General features: G+C 70.9%; 1 protein-coding gene and 1 pseudogene (both only partly in view). Both read right to left on the bottom strand.

Translation table 11 applies throughout. The features are described 5' to 3' along the window. Positions 1 to 1,561: pseudogene (locus tag ABIA35_RS23030) on the bottom strand (non-ribosomal peptide synthase/polyketide synthase); its annotated part reaches 20,354 nt to the left of the window's first position; the annotation flags it as partial. Further along, positions 1,561 to 20,407, bottom strand: the 3' portion of a protein-coding gene (locus ABIA35_RS23025) for a non-ribosomal peptide synthase/polyketide synthase (protein WP_370359256.1). Its footprint extends 13,373 nt past the window's final position; 18,847 of the gene's 32,220 nt are visible here — the last part of the coding sequence; its start codon lies off the right edge, out of view — the gene reads right to left on this strand; the stop codon is at positions 1,561 to 1,563. The pseudogene ABIA35_RS23030 and the gene ABIA35_RS23025, both read right to left, overlap by 1 nt.

The raw sequence follows: 20,407 nt of genomic DNA, 5'->3' as shown, positions 1-20,407 counted from the left end.
CGACCATGCTTTCCGGTCCGACTCCGAGGCCGACCAGGTGGCGCGCAAGACGGTTGGCTCTTGCGTTCAGCTCGCCATAGGTGAGGACCGTGTCATCGCAGAGCACTGCCGCCGAATCTGGGGTGTGCCCCGCGTGCGCGGCGATGAGCGCGTGCACGCCCTCCGCGGCAGGCACGGCGACCGCGGTGTCGTTCCAGGACCGCAGGACCGTTTCACGCTCGTCGGCGTCCATCACCTCCACGGCGCTCACCAGCGACGAGGGGTCCTGGGCCATCGCGTCGAGCACGCGCGCGAACCGCTCCGCGAACGTCTCAGCGCTCTGCGGATCGAACAGGTCGGCGGCCATCGTCACCTCGCCGAGCAGGCCGCCGGGCCGGCCGTCCGCGCCGAACAGCTCCCCGACCGTGACGTCCAGGTCGAACCGGGCCGCCGGGTCGGCGCCGGCTATGCCGGAAGCCTTCAGGCCGGGCAGCTCCAGCACGCCACCCGCCGTGTTCTGGACGGTGAGCATCACCTGGAAGAGCGGGTGGCGCGACATCGACCGGGCCGGGGACAGCAGCTCGACCAGGCGCTCGAACGGCACGTCCTGGTTCTCCAGGGCGGACAGGCTCGCCTCGCGCACGCGCTGGAGCAGCTGCTCGAACGTCGGGTCGCCGGAGACGTCGGTGCGCAGAACCAGGGTGTTGACGAAGAAGCCGATCAGATCGTCGAGCGCATCGTCCGTCCGACCGGCGATCGCCGAACCGATGGGTATGTCAGTACCCGCACCCAGCTTCGACAGCGTCACCGCCAAAGCCGCCTGCACCACCATGAACAGCGTCACGCCCCGGCGGAGCGCCAGCGCCGCGAGCCGCTCATGGGCTTCGGCCGGGATGCGCAGCTCGGCGGTGTGGCCCTGATATCCGCTGACCGGCGGACGCGGATGGTCGACGGGCAGGACCAGTTCCTCCGGTGCGCCGGCGAGCGCGTCCCGCCAGTAGGCGACCTGCTGCCAGATGACGCTCTCGGGATCGTCCTCGGACCCGAGGACCTCCCGCTGCCAGAGCGCGTAGTCCGCGTACTGCACCGGGAGCGGCTCCCACTGCGGCGCCTCCCCTTGGCACCGCGCCGCGTAGGCGAGGGAGACGTCCCGGGCCAACGGACCCATCGACCAGCCATCGGTCGCGATGTGGTGCACGGTGAGCGCCAGGACGTGCTCCTGCGGACCGAGGCGGAACAGCCGCGCCCGCAGCGGGACCTGCGACGCCAGGTCGAAGGGCTGCTCCACGGCGGCCACCAGCTCCCCGGGCAGCTCCGCCTCGGTGACGGCGGCGACGGGAAGGTCCCACGCCGCGATCTCCTCGGCGGGGAGCACCGACTGATACGGTTCGCCGCCGTCGGACGGGAACACCGTGCGCAGCGCCTCGTGCCGGAGCAGGAGGTCGCGGAACGCCGCGGTGAGCGCGGCGGCGTCCAGTTCCCCGGACAGCCGCACCACGACCGGGTTCACGTAGGAGGAGCCAGGACCGTCGAACTGGTCCAGGAACCACAGGCGACGCTGAGCGAACGACAACGGGATCATCAGAATTCTCCATTCCCACGGCGCGGACGCAGCGCCGGCCTGGCCTTCTTCACCGCGGTCTCCTTCGGCGCGGCCAGCCGCTCTGCCAGGCCGGCCACGGTCGGCTTCTCGAACACCGCCCGGATCCCCATCTCGACGCCCAGCTGCGAGCGGATCCGGCCGACCAGCCTGGTCGCCAGGAGCGAGTGCCCGCCGAGGGCGAAGAAGTCGTCGTCGGCGCCGACCCGCTCCAGTCCGAGCACTTCGGCGAACAGCGAGGCCAAAGCCTCTTCCAACGGAGTGGACGGGGCACGCCCGGTCGACATCGCGCCGTAGTCGGGTGCCGGCAGGGCTCTGCGATCGAGCTTCCCGTTCACGGTGAGCGGGAGGGCGTCCAGGACGACCACCGCCGACGGGACCATGTACTCGGGCAGCCGCTCGGCCGCCGAGGCCTTGATGTGGGCCGGCAGACCGGTGAGGAGATCGTCCCAGTCCTCCTGGCCCGGGTCGGCCGGGACGATGTAGGCGACCAGGCGCTTGTCCCCGGGGCTGTCCTCGCGGGCGATGACAGCGGCCTGCGACACCGGCTCCAGGTCGGCCAGAACCGCCTCGATCTCCCCCGGCTCGATCCGGAATCCGCGGACCTTCACCTGGTCGTCGGCCCGGCCCAGGAACTCCAGCACCCCTTCGGCCGACCATCGCGCCAGGTCACCGGTCCGATACATCCGCGCCGAGGCCTCGAAGGGGTCTGCCACGAAGCGGCCGGCGGTCAGTCCGGGACGGCCTCCGTAGCCGCGGGCCATCTGCGCACCGGCGATGTAGAGCTCCCCGACCGCGCCCGGCGGTACCGGGAGCAACCCGCCATCGAGCACGTACATGCGCATGTTCGCGATCGGACGGCCGATCGGCACCGAGTCCGGCACCTCGTCGCCGGTGCCGACCAAGTACACGCAACAGCCGACCACGGTCTCCGTCGGCCCGTACTCGTTGACCACCACCGACCGCGGAGAGGCCGCCAGCCAATCACGCACCACCGAGCCCGGCAGCGCCTCGCCGCCGACCACCATGGTTCGCGCCGCCGCCGCCAGTCCCGAGGCCGGAACCGAAGCGCCCAGCAGCGGCAGGTGTCCCGGAACCACCTTCAGGACACCGAATCCGCCGCCGCGGGCCAGCACTCCGGCCAGGCCCTCCACCCCGCCGACGGCGTCCACGGTCACCGCCGAGCCCGACACCAACGGCACGAACACGCTCGTCACCGTCAGGTCGAAGGCCAACGAGGAATGCAGTACCGCGGAGCGCTGCCCCGACGCGCCGTACGCGCCCGCGGCCCACACCACGTAGTTCGCCAGACCGCCGTGCGTGATCTGTACGCCCTTCGGCCGGCCCGTCGACCCCGACGTGTAGATCACATAGGCCAAAGCATCAGCGGACCGCGGCAAAGCCTCCAACGGAGCCGAGGACAGACTCTGATCCGCCACCGCGCCGGCGACGGCATCAGCCGTCAGGACGCAGGCCGGAGCAGCATCGGCGATCATGAATTCCAGGCGCTCGGCCGGATAGTCCGGATCCAGCGGGAGATAGGCGCCCCCCGCCTTCCACACGCCCAGAATCGCCACCACCATCTCGACGCCGCGCGGCATCCGCAGCGCCACGACCGACTCCGGTCCGACGCCGACACTGCGCAGATGACGGCCGAGGCGGTTCGCGCGGGCGTCGAGTTCGCCATAGCTGACTGCGATATCCCCACACACCACGGCCGCGGCCTCGGGACACTCGGCTACCCGCTCGGCGAACTGCTCGGGCACCAGGGCCCACGTCACCGGGACCGCCGTGTCGTTCCAGGCCTCCAACACCTGGGAGCGATCGGCGCCGGCGAGGGTCGCGACGGCGACGAGGGACGTGTCAGGAGCCTGTTCCAGCGCGTCGAGCAGACCATCCACCGCGGTGTGCAGCAGCGCCGAGACCTGCTCGGGGCCGACCGGCGCCGTGACGGCCACGCCGATGACGAACCCGGTGCCGACGTCGTCGACCGTCACGCTCAGCGGGTAGTTGGTGCGCTCCCGCGCGTAGACGGTGCGGATGCCCTTGACCTGGGTGTCCGCGCTCGGCTCGTGGCCGTTGTCGGTGTTGCGGTGGCTGTGGCGGAAGTTCAGGATCGAGGTGAACAGCGGAGCCGGCGCGACCACACCACTGGCCTGCTGCGCGACCGCCAACGGCGCGTGCTCGTGGACGAGCAGATCAGCAAGCTGCGACTGCATCCCGGCGACCGCTGCCCCGACGCTCGACGCGCCGACCTCGACCCGCACCGGCAGCGTGTTCATGAACGGTCCGGGGACGCGGTCCGCGCCTTCGCCGGCGTTCATCCGGCCGAACAGCACGGTGCCGAACACCACGTCGTCCCGCCCGGACACGGACGCCAGAACCCGGGCCCACGCCACGTGGAACAGCGTCGCCGCCGACACCCCGAGGACCCGGGCCTGCTCCCGGATCCGGCCGGCGAGCGCGTCGGCGACAGCGAGTTCGACCTCTTCGACGTCCTCGCCGTCGCCGTGGATGTCCAGCAGGCCGAACGGTGCGGTCGGCTCCGTCACGCCGCCGAGCAGTTCCGCGAAGAACCGGCTGTGCTCCTCGCGGGAGACGCCGAGCCGGGCGTGCGCCACGAAGTCCCGGAACGGCCGTGCCGCGGGCAGCAGATGGCCCTCGCCGCGCAGGATCGCCGCGAGCTCCTCCATCAGGACGTCGTGGCTGGTGTGGTCTTGCAGGAGATGGTGGATCTGGATCAGCACGAGCCACTGGTCGGTCCCCAGATCGCGAGCGGTGACCACCCGCAGCAACGGAGCCCGGTCCAGGTCCATGCTCGGCCCGGCCGCCGCGAGCAGCTGGGCGATCGCGTCGCAGTCCCCGCCGTCATCGAGAACGGTCTGCATGACCGGCAGGTCCGCGCGTCGGCTGACGACCTGGACCGGTTCGGGCAGGCCTTCCCAGATGACGGCGGTGCGGTAGATGTCGTGACGGTCCACCACCTGCTGGAGCGCCGCCAGCATCGTGTCCAGGCGATCGCGGGAGTCGAACTGGACCACCAGCGGCTGGATGTACACGTCCGCGGTGCCGGCGTCCTGGGCGAGCAGGTGGTGGAAGAACATGCCTTCCTGAAGCGGGGCCAGCGGATAGATGTCGGCGATGTTCGCCGCGCCGCCGGATGCCTTCGCGACGATCAGATCGATCTCGGCCTGCGACAGGTCGACGAGCGTGACCATGTCCGGGGTGATCTCTTGCGCGTCCACCGGGATCCGGTTCGGCGGCACCTTCACTTGCGGCACACCGGCCACGGCCGCGATCCCGGCCGGGGTCGGCGAGGCGAACAGGGCCCTGACGCTGGCCGAGACCCCACGGTTGGCGAGGCGCTCCAGGAGAGTCACGGCCAGCAGCGAATGCCCGCCGAGCTCGAAGAAGTTGTCATCGACGCCGACCCGCTCCAGACCCAGCACCTCGGCGAAGACCGAACACAGGACCTCCTCCACCACCGTGGACGGAGCACGACCAGTCGAGTTCGCCGCGTAGTCGGGCGCCGGCAGAGCCTTGCGATCCAGCTTCCCGTTCACCGACAGCGGAAGGGCGTCCAGCACCACGACGGCCGAGGGAACCATGTACTCCGGCAGCCGTTCAGCAGCAGTCGCGCGGACCGCGGCGGCCAGATCGCCATCTGGTGTCCCACCGTCGGCGGAGACGACATAGGCGACCAGGCGCTTGTCGCCGGGGACGTCCTCCCGGGCGATGACAGCAGCCTGTGACACCAGCGGGGAATCCGAGACGACCGACTCGATCTCGCCGAGTTCGATCCGGAAGCCGCGGATCTTCACCTGGTCGTCGGCGCGGCCCAGGTACTCCAGGCCGCCGGAACCCCAGCGCACCACGTCCCCGGTCCGATACATCCGGGTACCCGGGTCGAACGGGTTCGCCACGAAGCGTTCCGCCGTCAGCCCGCTACGCCCGGCATAGCCGCGCGCCAGCTGCACGCCGGCCAGATACAGCTCACCGGCCACGCCCGGCGCGACCGGGTTGAGGGCCGCGTCCAGTACGAACACCTGCGTGTTCCACACCGGCCGACCGATCCACACCGGACCGTCGTCATAAGCACACCGAGAGGCGGTCACATCAACGGAGGCTTCGGTCGGCCCGTACAAGTTCAGCAAAGGCGCCCCGACGACTTCGGCAAAACGGTCCCGCACCGATCCCGGCAACGCCTCGCCGGAGCAGAACACCCAGCGGAGTCCGGAGCAGTCCGCAGCCGCCGGCTCCCGCAGGAACACCTCCAGCATCGACGGCACGAAGTGCGCCACCGACACGTGCTCACGGCGCATCAGACCCGCCAGATACCCCGGGTCGCGGTGACCGCCGGGCCGAGCCATGACCAGGCCCGCGCCCGAGATCAGGGGCCAGAAGAACTCCCACACCGACACGTCGAACCCGAACGGCGTCTTCTGCACCACCCGATCCGCGGAGGTCAGACCGTACTGCCCCTGCATCCACTGCAAGCGGTTCACCACGCCTGCCTGCGGAACCATCACGCCCTTCGGGCGCCCCGTCGACCCCGACGTGAAGATCGCATACGCCGGATGCGAAGGCAGGACGGCGACGTCCTCGAACAGCGAACCATCCGCCTCTGGCTGCGACGGCAACTCGTCCAGCACCACGATCGGGACGTCGTCCGAGGCCGGCAGCACAGCCCTGAGCGCTTCGCTCGTCAGCACACACACCGCGCCGGCGTCCTGAACCACGAACCCGAGACGGTCGGCCGGATACTCCGGGTCCAACGGCAGGTACGCACCGCCGGCCTTCAGCACAGCCAGCAGACAGACCACCATCTCCACCGACCGCTCCTGGCACACGCCCACCACGCGCTCCGGCCCCACACCGAGACCCGCGAGATGCCGCGCGAGACGAGCAGCCCGAGCATCCACCTCGCGATAGGTGACAGCAGAGTCCTCACACACCACCGCGATCGAGTCCGGGTTCGACGCGACCTGCTCGGCAAACAGCGCCGCCAGCGACGCGAACGGCACCTCCACCGCTGTGCCGTTCCACTCCTCCACAACTCGCCGGCGCTCCACGGAGCCGAGCACATCGACTTGCCCGGTCCGCAGCCGCGGTTCCGCGGCGACCGCCGTCAAGACCCGCACGAACCGATCCGCCAGCACCTCCGCGCTCTGCGCGTCGGCCAGGTCGGCCGCGGCCGTCACCGAACCCCGCAGTCCCGCCGGGTTCCCGGCCTCGTCGAAGGTCTCGGTGATGCTCAGTTCCAGGTCCAGGCGCGCCGCGGGCTCGCCCGCGGGCATCCCGGAGGCCTCCAGGCCCGGCAGCTCCAGCTTGCCGGCCTCGTTGTTCTGCACGACGAGCATCACCTGGAACAGCGGATGCCGCGCCAGCGACCGGGTCGGGGACAGCGCCTCCACCAGGCGCTCGAACGGGACGTCCTGGTTCGCCATCGCCGACAGCGTCACCTCGCGGACCTGCTCCAGCAGCTGCTCGAAGGTCGGGTCGCCGGAGACGTCGGTACGCAGAACCAGGGTGTTGACGAAGAAGCCGATCAGGTCGTCGAGGGCCTCATCGGTACGGCCGGCCACCGGCGAACCGATGGGGATGTCAGTGCCCGCACCCAGCTTGGAAAGCAGCAGGGCCAGCGCGGCCTGCATCACCATGAACAGCGTCACGCCGCGGCTCCGGACCAGCTCCGCCAGATCGGCGTGGACCTCGGCGGGCACCGCCAGACGAGCCGTGTGGCCCCGGTGGTCGGCAACCTCCGGCCGTGCGTGGTCCCGGGGCAGCTCCAGCTCCTCGGGCGCTCCGGCCAGCGCCTCGCGCCAGTACGCGATCTGGCGGGACTGCACGCTGTCCGGATCGTCCTCGGAACCCAGCAGTTCACGCTGCCACAGCGAGTAGTCCGCGTATTGCACCGGCAGCGGCTCCCAGACTGGCGCAGAACCCTGCGACCGTGCCGCGTACGCCACCGACACGTCCCGCGCCAGCGGGCCCATGGACCAGCCGTCCGTCGCGATGTGGTGCACCACCACGACCATCACGAAGTCGCCCGGTCCGGCCTCGAGGAGCCGCACCCGCAGCGGGATCTCGGTCGCGAGGTCGAACGGCTGCCAGACCGCCTGGGTGATCGCCTCGGGCAGGTCCGCCTCGGCCACCTCGGCGGTCGACATCTCCCAGTCCAGGTCCGGCATCGGGATGACGGCCTGGTACGGCCGGCCGTCCCAGGCCGGGAAGACCGTGCGCAGCATCTCGTGGCGTTCCAGCACGTCCCGGAACGCGGCGGCCATGGCAGCCGTGTCCAGCCCGTTCACCCGGACCACGATGGGGACGTTGTACATCGACCTCGACAAAGCCAGCTGTTCGAGGAACCACAGCCGCTCCTGGGCGTAGGACAGCGGGATCCGCTCCGGGCGTGCCCAGGGCGCGAGCGCGACCCGGGCCGCTCCGGCCCCGGCCAGCCGCCCGGCCAGGTCCACGACCGTCGGCGCCTCGAACACCGTCCGCAGCGTCAGCTCGACGTCGAACACCGAGCGGATGCGGCTCACGAGGCGCACCGCGAGCAACGAGTGGCCGCCGAGCTCGAAGAAGTTGTCGTCCACCCCGACCCGCTCCAGGCCGAGGACCTCGGCGAACACCGAGCAGAGGGCCTCTTCCGCGGCCGTGGTCGGGGCGCGGCCGGTCGAGTTCGCGGCGTAGTCCGGTGCCGGCAGAGCCTTGCGATCCAGCTTGCCGTTCACGGTCAGTGGCAGGGCCTCCAGGACCACCACCGCCGAGGGGACCATGTATTCGGGCAGGCGCTCGGCGGCCGAGGCCTTCACGGACGACGGCAGGTCGGTCGGCGGGTCGGTCGGCAGGTCGGTCGGCGGGTCGGTCGGCGGGTCGGTCGGCAGGTCGGTCGGCGGCTGCGATTCGTCCGGATCCGTGGCGACGACGTAGGCGACGAGACGCTTGTCTCCCGGAGTGTCCTCGCGGACCAGGACAGCAGCCTGCGACACCGACGCGTGGTCCAGGACCACGGCCTCGATCTCACCGAGCTCGATCCGGAAGCCCCGGATCTTGACCTGCTCGTCGGCACGGCCGACGAACTCCAACACGCCATCAGAGGTCCAGCGCGCCACATCGCCGCTGCGGTAAAGCCGTGAGCCACCGTCCTGGAACGGGTTGGCCACGAACCGGCCCGACGTCAGCCCCGGCCGGCCGAGATAGCCCCGGGCGAGCTGGGGTCCGGAGACGTACATCTCGCCGGCCACGCCGACCGGCACCGGCTGCAACCGGTTGTCCAACACGAACACCCGCAGCCCGGGAAGACCCAGACCGATGACAGAGCCGGATCCGCCATCGCGGGCCAGTTCCTGGAAGGTCACGTGCACGGTCGTCTCGGTGATCCCGTACATGTTCACCAGACGCGGCCCCTCAGGATGCCGGGCCCACCAACCAGCCAATCGCGCCGGGTCCAACGCCTCCCCGCCGAACACCACCGCCCGGACATCGGCGACGACGCTCCGCGCGCATCCGGCCTCGGCATCCACCAGTTGGTAGAACGCCGACGGCGTCTGGCTGAGCATCGACACCCGAGAACGGCCCAGCAGTCGCACAAACTCCTCAGGCGAGCGCGACACCGCAAACGGCACCACAACCACCCGACCGCCATGCAGCAGCGCGCCCCACAACTCCCACACCGAGAAGTCGAACGCGAACGAGTGGAACCAGCTCCACACGTCATCCGCGCCGAACTCGAACAGCCCTTGCGACGCGGCGAACAGTCCCACCGCGCAGGCATGATCGACCATGACGCCCTTCGGGCGGCCCGTCGAGCCCGACGTGTAGATCACATACGCCGGATGCGACGGCAGCAGACCAGGCGCGAGCAAGGTCTCCGGGGTGTCTTCGGCCTCTGACTCATCCGCCACGTCCAGGAGAAGCAGCGGCACGTCGCCTGAAGGAACGGAGTCGGTCAGCTCCGACACCGTCACCACACAGACCGCCTTCGCGTCCTGGACCGTGTAGGCCAGCCGATCGGCCGGATACTGCGGGTCCAGGGGCAGGTAGGCGCCGCCGGCCTTCAACACGGCCAGCAAGGCCACGATGGTCTCGACGCCGCGCGGCATGCACACGCCCACGACCGATTCCGGTCCGACTCCCAGGCCGACCAGACGGCGCGCCAGCCGGCCGGCCCGGGCGTCCAGCTCGCCGTAGGTGACGGCGGCGTCCTCAGACTCCACCGCGACCGCGTCCGGACGCGCCGCGACCTGCGCGGCGAACAGTTCCGGCATCGTCACGGGCGAGGCGTCCACCGCCGGGACGGACCACTCCCCCAGCACCTGGGACCGCTCGACCTCGCCCAGCACGGGCACGTCGGTGAGTTCGATCCCTGACTCGTCCTGCAACGCGGTCACGATGCCCTCGACCGCCGTGAGCAGCAACCGGCACACGCGGTCCGCGTCCACCGGCGCCACCGCGTCGACGACCGCGGTGAACCCGGTCTCCACGTCGTCGACGGCGACGGTGAGCGGGTAGTTCGTGCGGTCGTGGCTGTAAACCGTGTGGACGCCGTCCGGCACGCCGTCGCTGCGGTCGGCGCGGCGCTGGCCGAAGTCGCGGCTGTGCCGGTAGTTGAAGATCGAGGTGAACAGCGGGGCCGGCGCCACCACGCCACTGGCCTGCTGCGCGACCGCCAACGGCGCGTGCTCGTGGACCAGCAGATCAGCAAGCTGCGACTGCATGCCCGACACGGCCGCCTCAACGGAACCGTGGTCGGTGCGGACCCGCACGGGCAACGTGTTCAGGAACGGACCGGGAACGCGGTCCGCGCCGGTCCCCGCGTTCATCCGGCCGAACAGCACGGTGCCGAAGACCACGTCCTCGCGGCCCGAAACCGACGCCAGGACCCGAGCCCACGCGACGTGGAACAGTGTCGCGGCCGACACCCCGGAGCGACGGGCCTGCTCGCGGATCCGGGCCGCGAGCGGGGCGTCCAGCGGCACCCGCGCGTGCTCGACGTCGGAACCGTCACCGTGCACATCGAGCAGGCCGAAGGGCGCGGTCGTCTCGGTGACGTCGCCGAGCAGCCCGGCGAAGAACCGGCCGTGCTCCTCCCGCGAGATCCCGAGTCGGGCGTGCGCCACGAAGGCCCGGAAGGGCAGCGGCTCGGTCAGCGCCGCGTCGTCGCCGCGCAGCACGGCCGCGATCTCCTCGAGGAAGACGACACGGCTCGTGTGGTCCTGGAGCAGGTGGTGCATCTGCACGAGGACCTGCCACTTCCCGGTGCCGGGCAACTCGGCCACGAAGGCCCGGATGAGCGGTGCCCGCTGCAGGTCCATCCGGGATCCGGCGGCCGCGAGCAGCCGGGCCGCCATCTCGGTGTCACTGTGGACTTCGGTGTCGCTGTGCGCTTCGGTGTCGCTGCCGGCCTCGATGCCGGACCTGTCGGCGGCGTTGCCGGCGCTCTCGGCGTTCTCGGCGTCTTCAGCCAGCAGCACCTCGGAGACCGGCACCTGGGCGCGCCGGTTGACGACCTGGACCGGTTCCGAAAGCCCTTCCCACACCACGGCGGTGCGGTAGATGTCGTGCCGGTCGACGACCTTCTGCAGCGCGGCGAGCATCTCGTCGGCCTGGTCCCGGGTGTCGAAGCCCAGGACGGTCGGCTGGAGATAGACGTCGCCGCCGCCGTTCTCCCCGCCGGTCATCATGTGGTGGAAGACCATGCCTTCCTGGAGCGGGGCCAGCGGATAGATGTCGGCGACGTTCGGCGCACCGCCGGGCACCTTGGCCACGATCAGATCCAGCTCGGCCTCGGACAGGTCGACGAGCGTGACCATGTCCGGGGTGATCGCCGCGGCGTCCGCGGGGATCCGGTTCGGCGGCACGACCACCTCCGGCACCCCGGCCACCGCCGCGATCCCGGCCGGAGTCGGCGAGGCGAACAGAGCCCTGACACCCACCGAAACACCCCGGGCCCGCAGCCGCTCGACCAGCGACACCGCCAGCAGCGAGTGCCCGCCGAGCTCGAAGAAGTTGTCCTCGACGCCGACCCGGTCCAGCCCCAGCACCTCGGCGAAGACCGAACACAGGATCTCCTCCACGACCGTGGCGGGAGCCCGGCCGTCCGCCGGCGACGCGGTGTAGTCCGGCGCCGGCAGAGCCTTGCGATCCAGCTTGCCGTTCACGGTCAGTGGCAGGGCCTCCAGGACCACCACCGCCGAGGGGACCATGTACTCCGGCAAGCGCTCGGCAGCCGAGGCCTTCACCCAGGAGGGCAGGTCGGTCGGCGGCTGCGAGTCGTCCGGATCCGTGGCGACAATGTAGGCGACGAGGCGCTTGTCTCCCGGGGTGTCCTCGCGGACCAGGACAGCAGCCTGCGACACCGATGCGTGGTCCAGGACCACAGTCTCGATCTCGCCGAGCTCGATCCGGAAGCCCCGGATCTTGACCTGCTCGTCGGCACGGCCGACGAACTCCAACACGCCCTCGGAGGTCCAGCGCGCCACGTCGCCGCTGCGGTAGAGCCGCGAGCCGCCGTCCTGGAACGGGTTGGCCACGAACCGGCCCGACGTCAGCCCCGGCCGGCCGAGATAGCCCCGGGCGAGCTGGGGTCCGGAGACGTACATCTCGCCGGCCACGCCGACCGGCACCGGCTGCAACCGATTGTCCAACACGAACACCCGCAGCCCGGGAAGACCCAGACCGATCACGGAACCAGACGAAGCACCGGCGTCGCGGGCCAGTTCCTGGAAGGTCACGTGCACGGTGGTCTCGGTGATCCCGTACATGTTCACCAGACGCGGCCCCTCGGGATGCCTGGCCCACCAACCGGTCAGCCGGCCCGGGTCCAACGCCTCCCCACCGAACACCACCGCCCGGACATCGGCGACCACGCTCGGCGCGCACCCGGCCTCAGCATCGACCAGCTGATAGAACGCCGACGGCGTCTGACTCAGCATCGATACCCGAGACCGACCCAGCAACCGCACGAACTCCTCAGGCGAGCGCGACACCGCAAACGGCACCACAACCACCCGGCCGCCATGCAGCAGCGCGCCCCACAACTCCCACACCGAGAAGTCGAACGCGAACGAGTGGAACCAGCTCCACACATCACCCGCACCGAACCCGAACAGATCCTGCGACGCAGCGAACAGTCCCACCGCGCAGGCGTGATCGACCACGACACCCTTCGGACGCCCCGTCGAGCCCGACGTGTAGATCACATACGCCGGATGCGACGGCAGCAGACCAGGGGCGAACACCGCCTCCACCGCGTCTTCGGCCTCTGACACATCGGCCGCGGCCAGCTCCGACGCCGTCAGCACACAGACCGCCTTCGCATCCTGGACCATGTAGGCCAGCCGGTCGGCCGGATACTGCGGGTCCAGAGGCAGGTAGGCACCGCCGGCCTTCAACACGGCCAGCAAAGCCACGATCAGCTCCGCCGACCGCTCCAGGCACACGCCGACGACCGTCTCCGGGCCCACGCCCAAACCGGTCAGGTGCCGGGCCAGGCGGTTCGCCCGCGCGTCCAACTCGCCATAGGTGATGGCAGCGTCCTCACACTCCACCGCCACCGCGTCCCGACGCGCCGCGACCTGCGCGGCGAACAGCTCCGGCATGGTCACCGACACCACCGGCACCGCCGGGACGGACCACTGCTCGACCACCTGCGACCGCTCGATCGCACCCAGAACCGGCACGGCGGCCAGCGACGTCGCGGTGTCGTGTTCCAGCGCCGCGACCAGTCCTTCGACGGCCGTGAGCATCAGAGCGCACACCCGGCCCGCGTCCGCCGGCGCCACCGCGTCGACGACGATCTCGAACGCTTCGCCGATGTCGTCGACCGCGCCGCTGATCGGGTAGTTGGTGCGCTGCCGGTTCAGGCGGACCTGGATGCCGTCCGCGACCGTGCTCTGCGCCGAATCGGCTCCGTCCTCGCCGGGCCGACGGCTGTGGCGGTAGTTGAAGATCGAGGTGAACAGCGGGGCCGGCGCCACCACGCCACTGGCCTGCTGCGCGACCGCCAACGGCGCGTGCTCATGCACCAGGAGATCAGCCAACTGCGACTGCATCCCCGACACGGCCGCCTCGACCGATATGGCGTCAGTCCGAACCCTGACAGGCAGCGTGTTCAGGAACGGCCCGGGCACCCGGTCCGCACCCGCACCGGCATTCATCCGGCCGAACAGGACCGTGCCGAAGACCACGTCCTCGCGCCCCGACACCGACGCCACCACCCGAGCCCACGCCACGTGGAACAACGTCGCGGGAGTCGTGCCGAGCACGCGGGCCCGCCCCCGGACCCGGCGGGACAGGGCTTCGTCGACCAGCAGCGTGGCCTGGGCGGCGTCCGCGCCGTCGCCGTGCACGTCGAGCAGACCGAACGGCGCGGTCGTCTCGGTCACATCGCCCAGCAGCTCGGCGAAGAACCGGCTGTGCTCCTCGCGCGAGACGCCGAGACGGGCGTTCCCGACGAAGTCCCGGAAGGGGTGCGGAGCAGGAAGCGAGTCCCCGTCACCGCGCAGGATCGCCGCGATCTCCTCCATCACGACTTCCCAGCCGGTGTGGTCCTGGAGCATGTGGTGCATCTGGAGCAGGGCCGACCACCGGCCGGTCCCGGACTGCTCGGCCACGAACACCCGGGTCAGAGGTGCGCGCTGGAGGTCCATACGCCCGCCGGCGGCCGAGAGCAGCCACCCGGTCATGTCAGGACTCTCATGCGCCGCCAGCTCGACGATCGGCAGGTCCACCCGACGGCACACCACCTGGACCGGTTCGCGCAGCCCTTCGGAGATGATCGCGGTGCGGTAGATGTCGTGGCGGTTCACCACCTGCTGCAAGGCCGCCAGCACGGCGTCCATCCGCTCCCGGGAACCGAATTCCACGACCATCGGCTGGACGTAGGCGTCGCCGCCGTCCTGGGCCAGCATGTGGTGGAAATACATGCCTTCCTGAAGCGGTGCGAGCGGATAGATGTCGGCGACGTTCGCGGCGCCGCCGGGCACCTTCGCGACGACGGCGTCGATCTCGGCCTGCGACAGGTCCACGAGCGTGACCAGGTCCGGGGTGATCGCCGTGGCGTCCTCGGGGATCAGGTTCGGCGGAACCTCGATCCGCGGACCGCCGGCCACCGCCGCGATCCCGGCCGGCGTCGGCGAGGCGAACAATGCTCGCACGCTCACCGGGACACCGCGCGACCGCAGCCGCTCGACCAGCGACACCGCCAGCAGCGAATGGCCGCCGAGCTCGAAGAAGTTGTCCTCGACCCCGACCCGCTCCAGCCCGAGCACCTCGGCGAACACCGCACAGAGCAGTTCCTCGGCCGCCGTGGCCGGGCCGCGGCTGGTGGAGGTCGCCGTGTAGTCCGGAGCCGGGAGGGCCTTGCGGTCGAGCTTTCCGTTGGCGGACAAGGGAATCGCGTCCAGGACGACGACGGCCGAGGGGATCATGTGTTCCGGCAGGCGCTCGGCCGCCTGGGCCTTCACCGCGGCCGGCAGTCCGGCGACGAGATCCTCGTCGGCCGGGTCGGTGGCCACGACGTACGCGACGAGGCGCTTGTTCCCGGGACTGTCCTCGCGGGCGATGACAGCGGCCTGCGACACCAGTTCGTGGTCGGCCACAACGGCCTGGACCTCGCCGGGTTCGATGCGGAAGCCACGGATCTTCACCTGCTCGTCGGCGCGTCCGGCGAATTCCAGGCTGCCGTCGGCGCCCCAGCGGGCCAGGTCGCCCGTCCGGTACATCCGGGAACCGTCCGCGTCGTCGAACGGGTCGGCGACGAAGCGCTCGGCGGAAAGACCGGGACGGTTCGCATAGCCGCGCGCCAACTGGACGCCGGCGACGTACAGCTCGCCAATGACTCCGGCGGGCACCGGTTCCAGGAAGGCATCCAACACATAGGCCCGCATGTTGGCGATCGGGGAGCCGATGGCCGGTATCCGACCGGATTCGGTGTCCACGTCGCAGCAGGACACCATGACGGTGGCTTCGGTCGGGCCGTAGGTGTTCACCACACGACGGGCACCCTCGCCCCAGGCAGCGGCCAGTGACGCCGACAGCGCCTCGGCACCGGACACGACCGTGCGCAGCCCCGGAACCGAGGCCGGGTCCCACACCTGAAGCAACGAGGGAACGACACTGGCCACCGACACCCCGGCCGTGCGGACCAAAGCCGACAACAGATCCGGCTCCGAACGCTCCCCCGGACCAGCGACCACCAACGTGCCGCCACCAGCCAGCACCACCGCCACATCGAACACCGACGCGTCGAAACTGAACGACGCGAACTGCAACACCGAAACACCAGGTGCAACGCCCAACTCGGCACCGAACGCAGAAGCCAGATTCAGCACACCGCGGTGACCGACCTGGACGCCCTTCGGAACACCCGTCGAACCCGACGTGTAGATCACATAGGCCAAGCCGTCAGCGGTGACACGCACCGCCGGGGCATCCGAGGACAGCGAGGAATCAGACCACACCTGCGCCAGCGACTCGGCCGTGAGCACACAGATCGGAGCCGCGTCGGCGACCATCAGATCCAGACGCTCAGCCGGGTACTCCGGGTCCAGCGGCAGGTACGCGCCACCGGCTTTCCAAACGCCCAGAATCGCGGTGACCATGTCGATCCCGCGCGGCAGACACAGACCCACCACGCATTCGGGACCCACACCAACACCACGCAAGTACTGCGCGACACGATTGGCCCGCGCATCCAATTCCCCATACGTGACAACGGAATCCCCACACACGACTGCGACAGCGTCGGTGCCCTGAGCCACGCGTTCGGCGATCACGTCATGGATCCCGCTGCCACGCCGCTTACCGCTGAGCACCCGGCGCCGCCCGGCCTTGTCCATGATCTCCACGCGGCGCAGCGGCAGGTCCGGGCTCTGCTCCAGGGCCTGGACCAGGTTCGCCACCGCCGTGAGCATCAGAGCGCACACCTGCTGCGGGTCGGCCGGCGCCACCGCGCCGACCGCGATCCCGAAGCCGGAGCCGGTGTCGTTGACGGCCACGTCCAGGGGGTAGTTGGTGACGCGCCGGACGAACACGGTCTCGACCCCGTCGAGCCGCCGCTCCTCCCCCTGGCGGCCGACGCCGCCCTGGTAGCGGTAGTTGAAGATCGAGCTGAACAGCGGGGCCGGCGCCACCACCCCGCTGGCCTGCTGCGCGACCGCCAGCGGCGCGTGCTCGTGCACCAGCAGGTCGGCCAGTTGCGTGTGCATCCCCGCGACCGCGCCGGCCGCGTCCACGGCGTCGACGCGGACCCGCACCGGCAGGGTGTTCATGAACGGCCCGGGAACCCGGTCGGCGCCGGCCCCGGCGTTCATCCGGCCGAACAGCACGGTGCCGAACACCACGTCCTCCCGGCCCGCGACCGAGGCCAGCACCCGGGCCCACGCCACGTGGAACACCGTCGCCGGGGTCACGCCGAGCACGCGCGCCCGCTCGCGGAGCCGGGCCGCCAGGCCGTCGTCCATCAGGACCCTGGCCTGCTGCGCGGCCTCGCCGGCGCCGTGCACGTCCAGCAGCCCGTAGGGCGCGGTCGTCTCGGTGACGTCACCGAGCAGCTCCCCGAAGAACCGGCTGTGCTCCTCGCGCGTGACGCCGAGGCGGGTCTGGGCCACGAAGTCGCGGAACGGGACGGGCTCGGGCAGCCGGTCGGCCCGGCCGTCCAGGATCGCCACCAGCTCGTCCATGACGACGTCCCACCCGGTGTGGTCCTGCAACATGTGGTGCATCTCCAGCAGCGCCGTCCACCGGCCGGTACCCGGCTCCCCGGCGATGTGCACGCGCACCAGGGGCGCGACGGCCAGGTCCATCCGCGACCCGGCGGCCCGCGCGAGCGCCGACGCGACGTCGCCGCCGGCGTCCACGGCCACCTCGGTGACCGGGAGCGCCACCGTGCGGCAGACCACCTGCAGCGGCTCGGGCAGGCCCTCCCACATCACCGCCGTGCGGTAGATGCCGTGCCGATCGACGATCCGCTGGAGCGCCGCCAGCATCGCGTCGAGCCGGTCCCGGGAGTCGAAGCTCAGCAGTGTGGGCTCCAGGTAGACGTCCTCGCCGCCGTCCTCGGCCATCAGGTGGTGGAAGAACATGCCTTCCTGAAGCGGAGCCAGCGGATAGATGTCGGCGGTGTTCGCCGCGCCGCCGGGCACCTTGGCCACGATCAGGTCCAGCTGGGCCTGCGTGAGGTCGACCAGCGTGACCATGTCCGGGGTGATCTCTTGCGCATCGGCCGGGATCCGGTTCGGCGGCACGACCACTTCCGGCACCCCGGCCACCGCCGCGATCCCGGCCGGAGTCGGCGAGGCGAACAGAGCCCTGACACTCACCGAAACGCCCCGGGCGCGCAGCCGTTCCGCCAGCGACACCGCGAGCAGCGAGTGCCCGCCGAGCGCGAAGAAGTCGTCCTCGACGCCGACCCGGTCCAGCCCCAGCACCTCGGCGAACACCGAGCAGACGACGCCCTCGACGACGGTGGCCGGAGCTCGGCCCTCCGACGCGGACCCGGCGAAGTCCGGGGCCGGCAGGGCCCTGCGATCGAGTTTGCCGTTGGCCGTCATCGGAAGCGCCTCGACGGGGACGAAGGCCGAGGGGACCAGGTATTCGGGGAGGCGCTCGGCGGCGAACCCCCGGACGGCGGCAATCCGCTCCTCGGCCGACACAGCTCCCTGAGCGAGCACAGCCTTCGCCGCGGCTCCCGCAATCGGCGCGGCCGAGCCGGCGAGCACGACATAGCCCACCAGCCGCGTCTCCCCGGCGTCGTCCACATGAGCGACGACGGCCGCCTGCCGGACCAGCGGGCTCTCCAGGAGCACGCCCCGCACCTCGCCGGGCTCGATCCGCCGGCCGCGGATCTTCACCTGGTCGTCGGTCCGCCCCAGATAGATCAGGACCCCGTCCGGGCCCCACTTGCCCCGGTCGCCGGTGCGGTACATGCGCTCACCGGGAGCGCCGAACGGGCAGGCCGTGAAGCGCTCGGCCGTCAGGCCCGCGCGCCGGAAGTAGCCGCGGGCCAGGCCGGCGCCCGCGACGTAGAACTCGCCGGGCACGCCGGGCGGAACCGGGGACAGGGAATCATCGAGCACGTACACGCGAGTGTTCGCCACGGGTGCTCCCACGGCGGTCGTGCCGGCGTCGGCGTCACACCGCCACAGCGTCGTGTCGACCGTGGTCTCGGCCGGGCCGTAGGAGTTGAACATCTCCCGGCCCCGCGCCCAGCGGCTCATCAGGTGCGGCGGGCAGTCCTCCCCGGCCACCGTGAGCACCACCGACGGGTCGATCGAGCCCTCGGCGAGCGTGGCGACCACGGCCGGGGTCAAGGTCACGTGCGTCACCCGCTGCTCGGCGAGGAAGCCGGTCAGATCGGTGCCGAACCTGCGCTCCTCGGGGATGACCACCAGCGTCGCGCCGGTCAGCAGGGTCATGAACCATTCCCAGCCGAACATGTCGAAGCTGGCGGAGGCGAACTGGCCGACCCGGTGGCCCGGTCCGACTCCCATCACGCGCGAGGGGCCGTCGACGAAACTCGCCAGGCCGGCGTGGGAGACCAGCACGCCCTTCGGCCGCCCGGTCGATCCCGACGTGTAGATCACATACGCCGGATGCGCCAGCGACAACGGCGCCGACCGCTCAGCATCGCCGACCAGCGCCGCGCTCAAGCCAAGCAGCTCCGCCGCGGTGTCGGGGGAATCCACCACCAGTACCGGGAAATCCGTACCGGCCGGCACGCACCCGGCGTCCGCCGCCGAAGCCAGCACCAACACCGGCGCCGCGTCGGTCAGCATGAACGCGATCCGGTCCGCCGGATACGCCGGATCCACTGGCACATAAGCGCCTCCGGCCTTCACCACGGCCAGCAACGCGACCATCAGATCCGCCCCGCGGCCCATCGCCACCGCCACCAGCGACTCCGGACCGACGCCCCGGGCGATCAGCAACCGCGCCAACCGGTTCGCCCGCGCGTCCAGCTCGCCATAGGACAGATCACCATCAGCCCCCTCACACACGACCGCGACCGCTCCGGGAGCGCGCGCCGCCTGCTGCTCGAACAGCTCCGGCAACGTCAGCGCCGGCACGTCGACAGCGGTGTCGTTCCACTCGACGACCACCCGGTGCCGCTCCGCGCCGTCCAGCAGCGACACCGCGCTCAACCGCACGCCGGGGTCGGCCGCCATCTGCTCCACGACCCGGACGAACCACTGCGCGAATCGCTGCACCGACGCCGGGTCGAACAAGTCCGCGGTACCGGTCAGCGCACCGCGCAGCCCCGCCGGCGCACCCGCGTCGTCGAAGTCCTCGCTCATCGCGATGTCGAGGTCGAACTTGGCGACGGACTGACGCGCCCGCACGCCCGAAACCTGGACCCCTGCGAAGTCGACATCGACACGCGCGGCGTTCTGGAGGTTGAGCATCACCTGGAACAGCGGATGCCGGGCCAGAGACCGCACCGGCGCCAGTTCCTCCACCAGACGCTCGAACGGCACGTCCTGGTGGCCCAGCGCGCTCAGGCTGGCTTCCCGCGTCCGCAGCACGATGTCGGCCACCGTCGGGTCGCCGGACAAGTCGGTCCGGAGCACCTGGGTGTTGACGAAGAACCCGATCAGGTCATCCAGCGCCTCATCGGTGCGTCCCGCGATCGCCGTGCCCACCGGTATGTCGGTGCCCGCGCCGAGCCGCGACAGCAGGATCACTGTCGCGGAATGCAGCAGCATGAACAGCGTCACGCCCAGCTCGCGTGCCAGATCGGCCAGGCGCGCGTGCAGGTCGGCGGGGATCTGGAGACCGACGGTGTGCCCCAGGTACGAGGCCGCTGGCGGCCGCGCGCGGTCG

Origin of the sequence: Catenulispora sp. MAP12-49, from assembly GCF_041262705.1 — a bacterium.
GTDB lineage: Bacteria > Actinomycetota > Actinomycetes > Streptomycetales > Catenulisporaceae > Catenulispora.
This window is presented reverse-complemented; position numbering and strand designations above follow the sequence as displayed.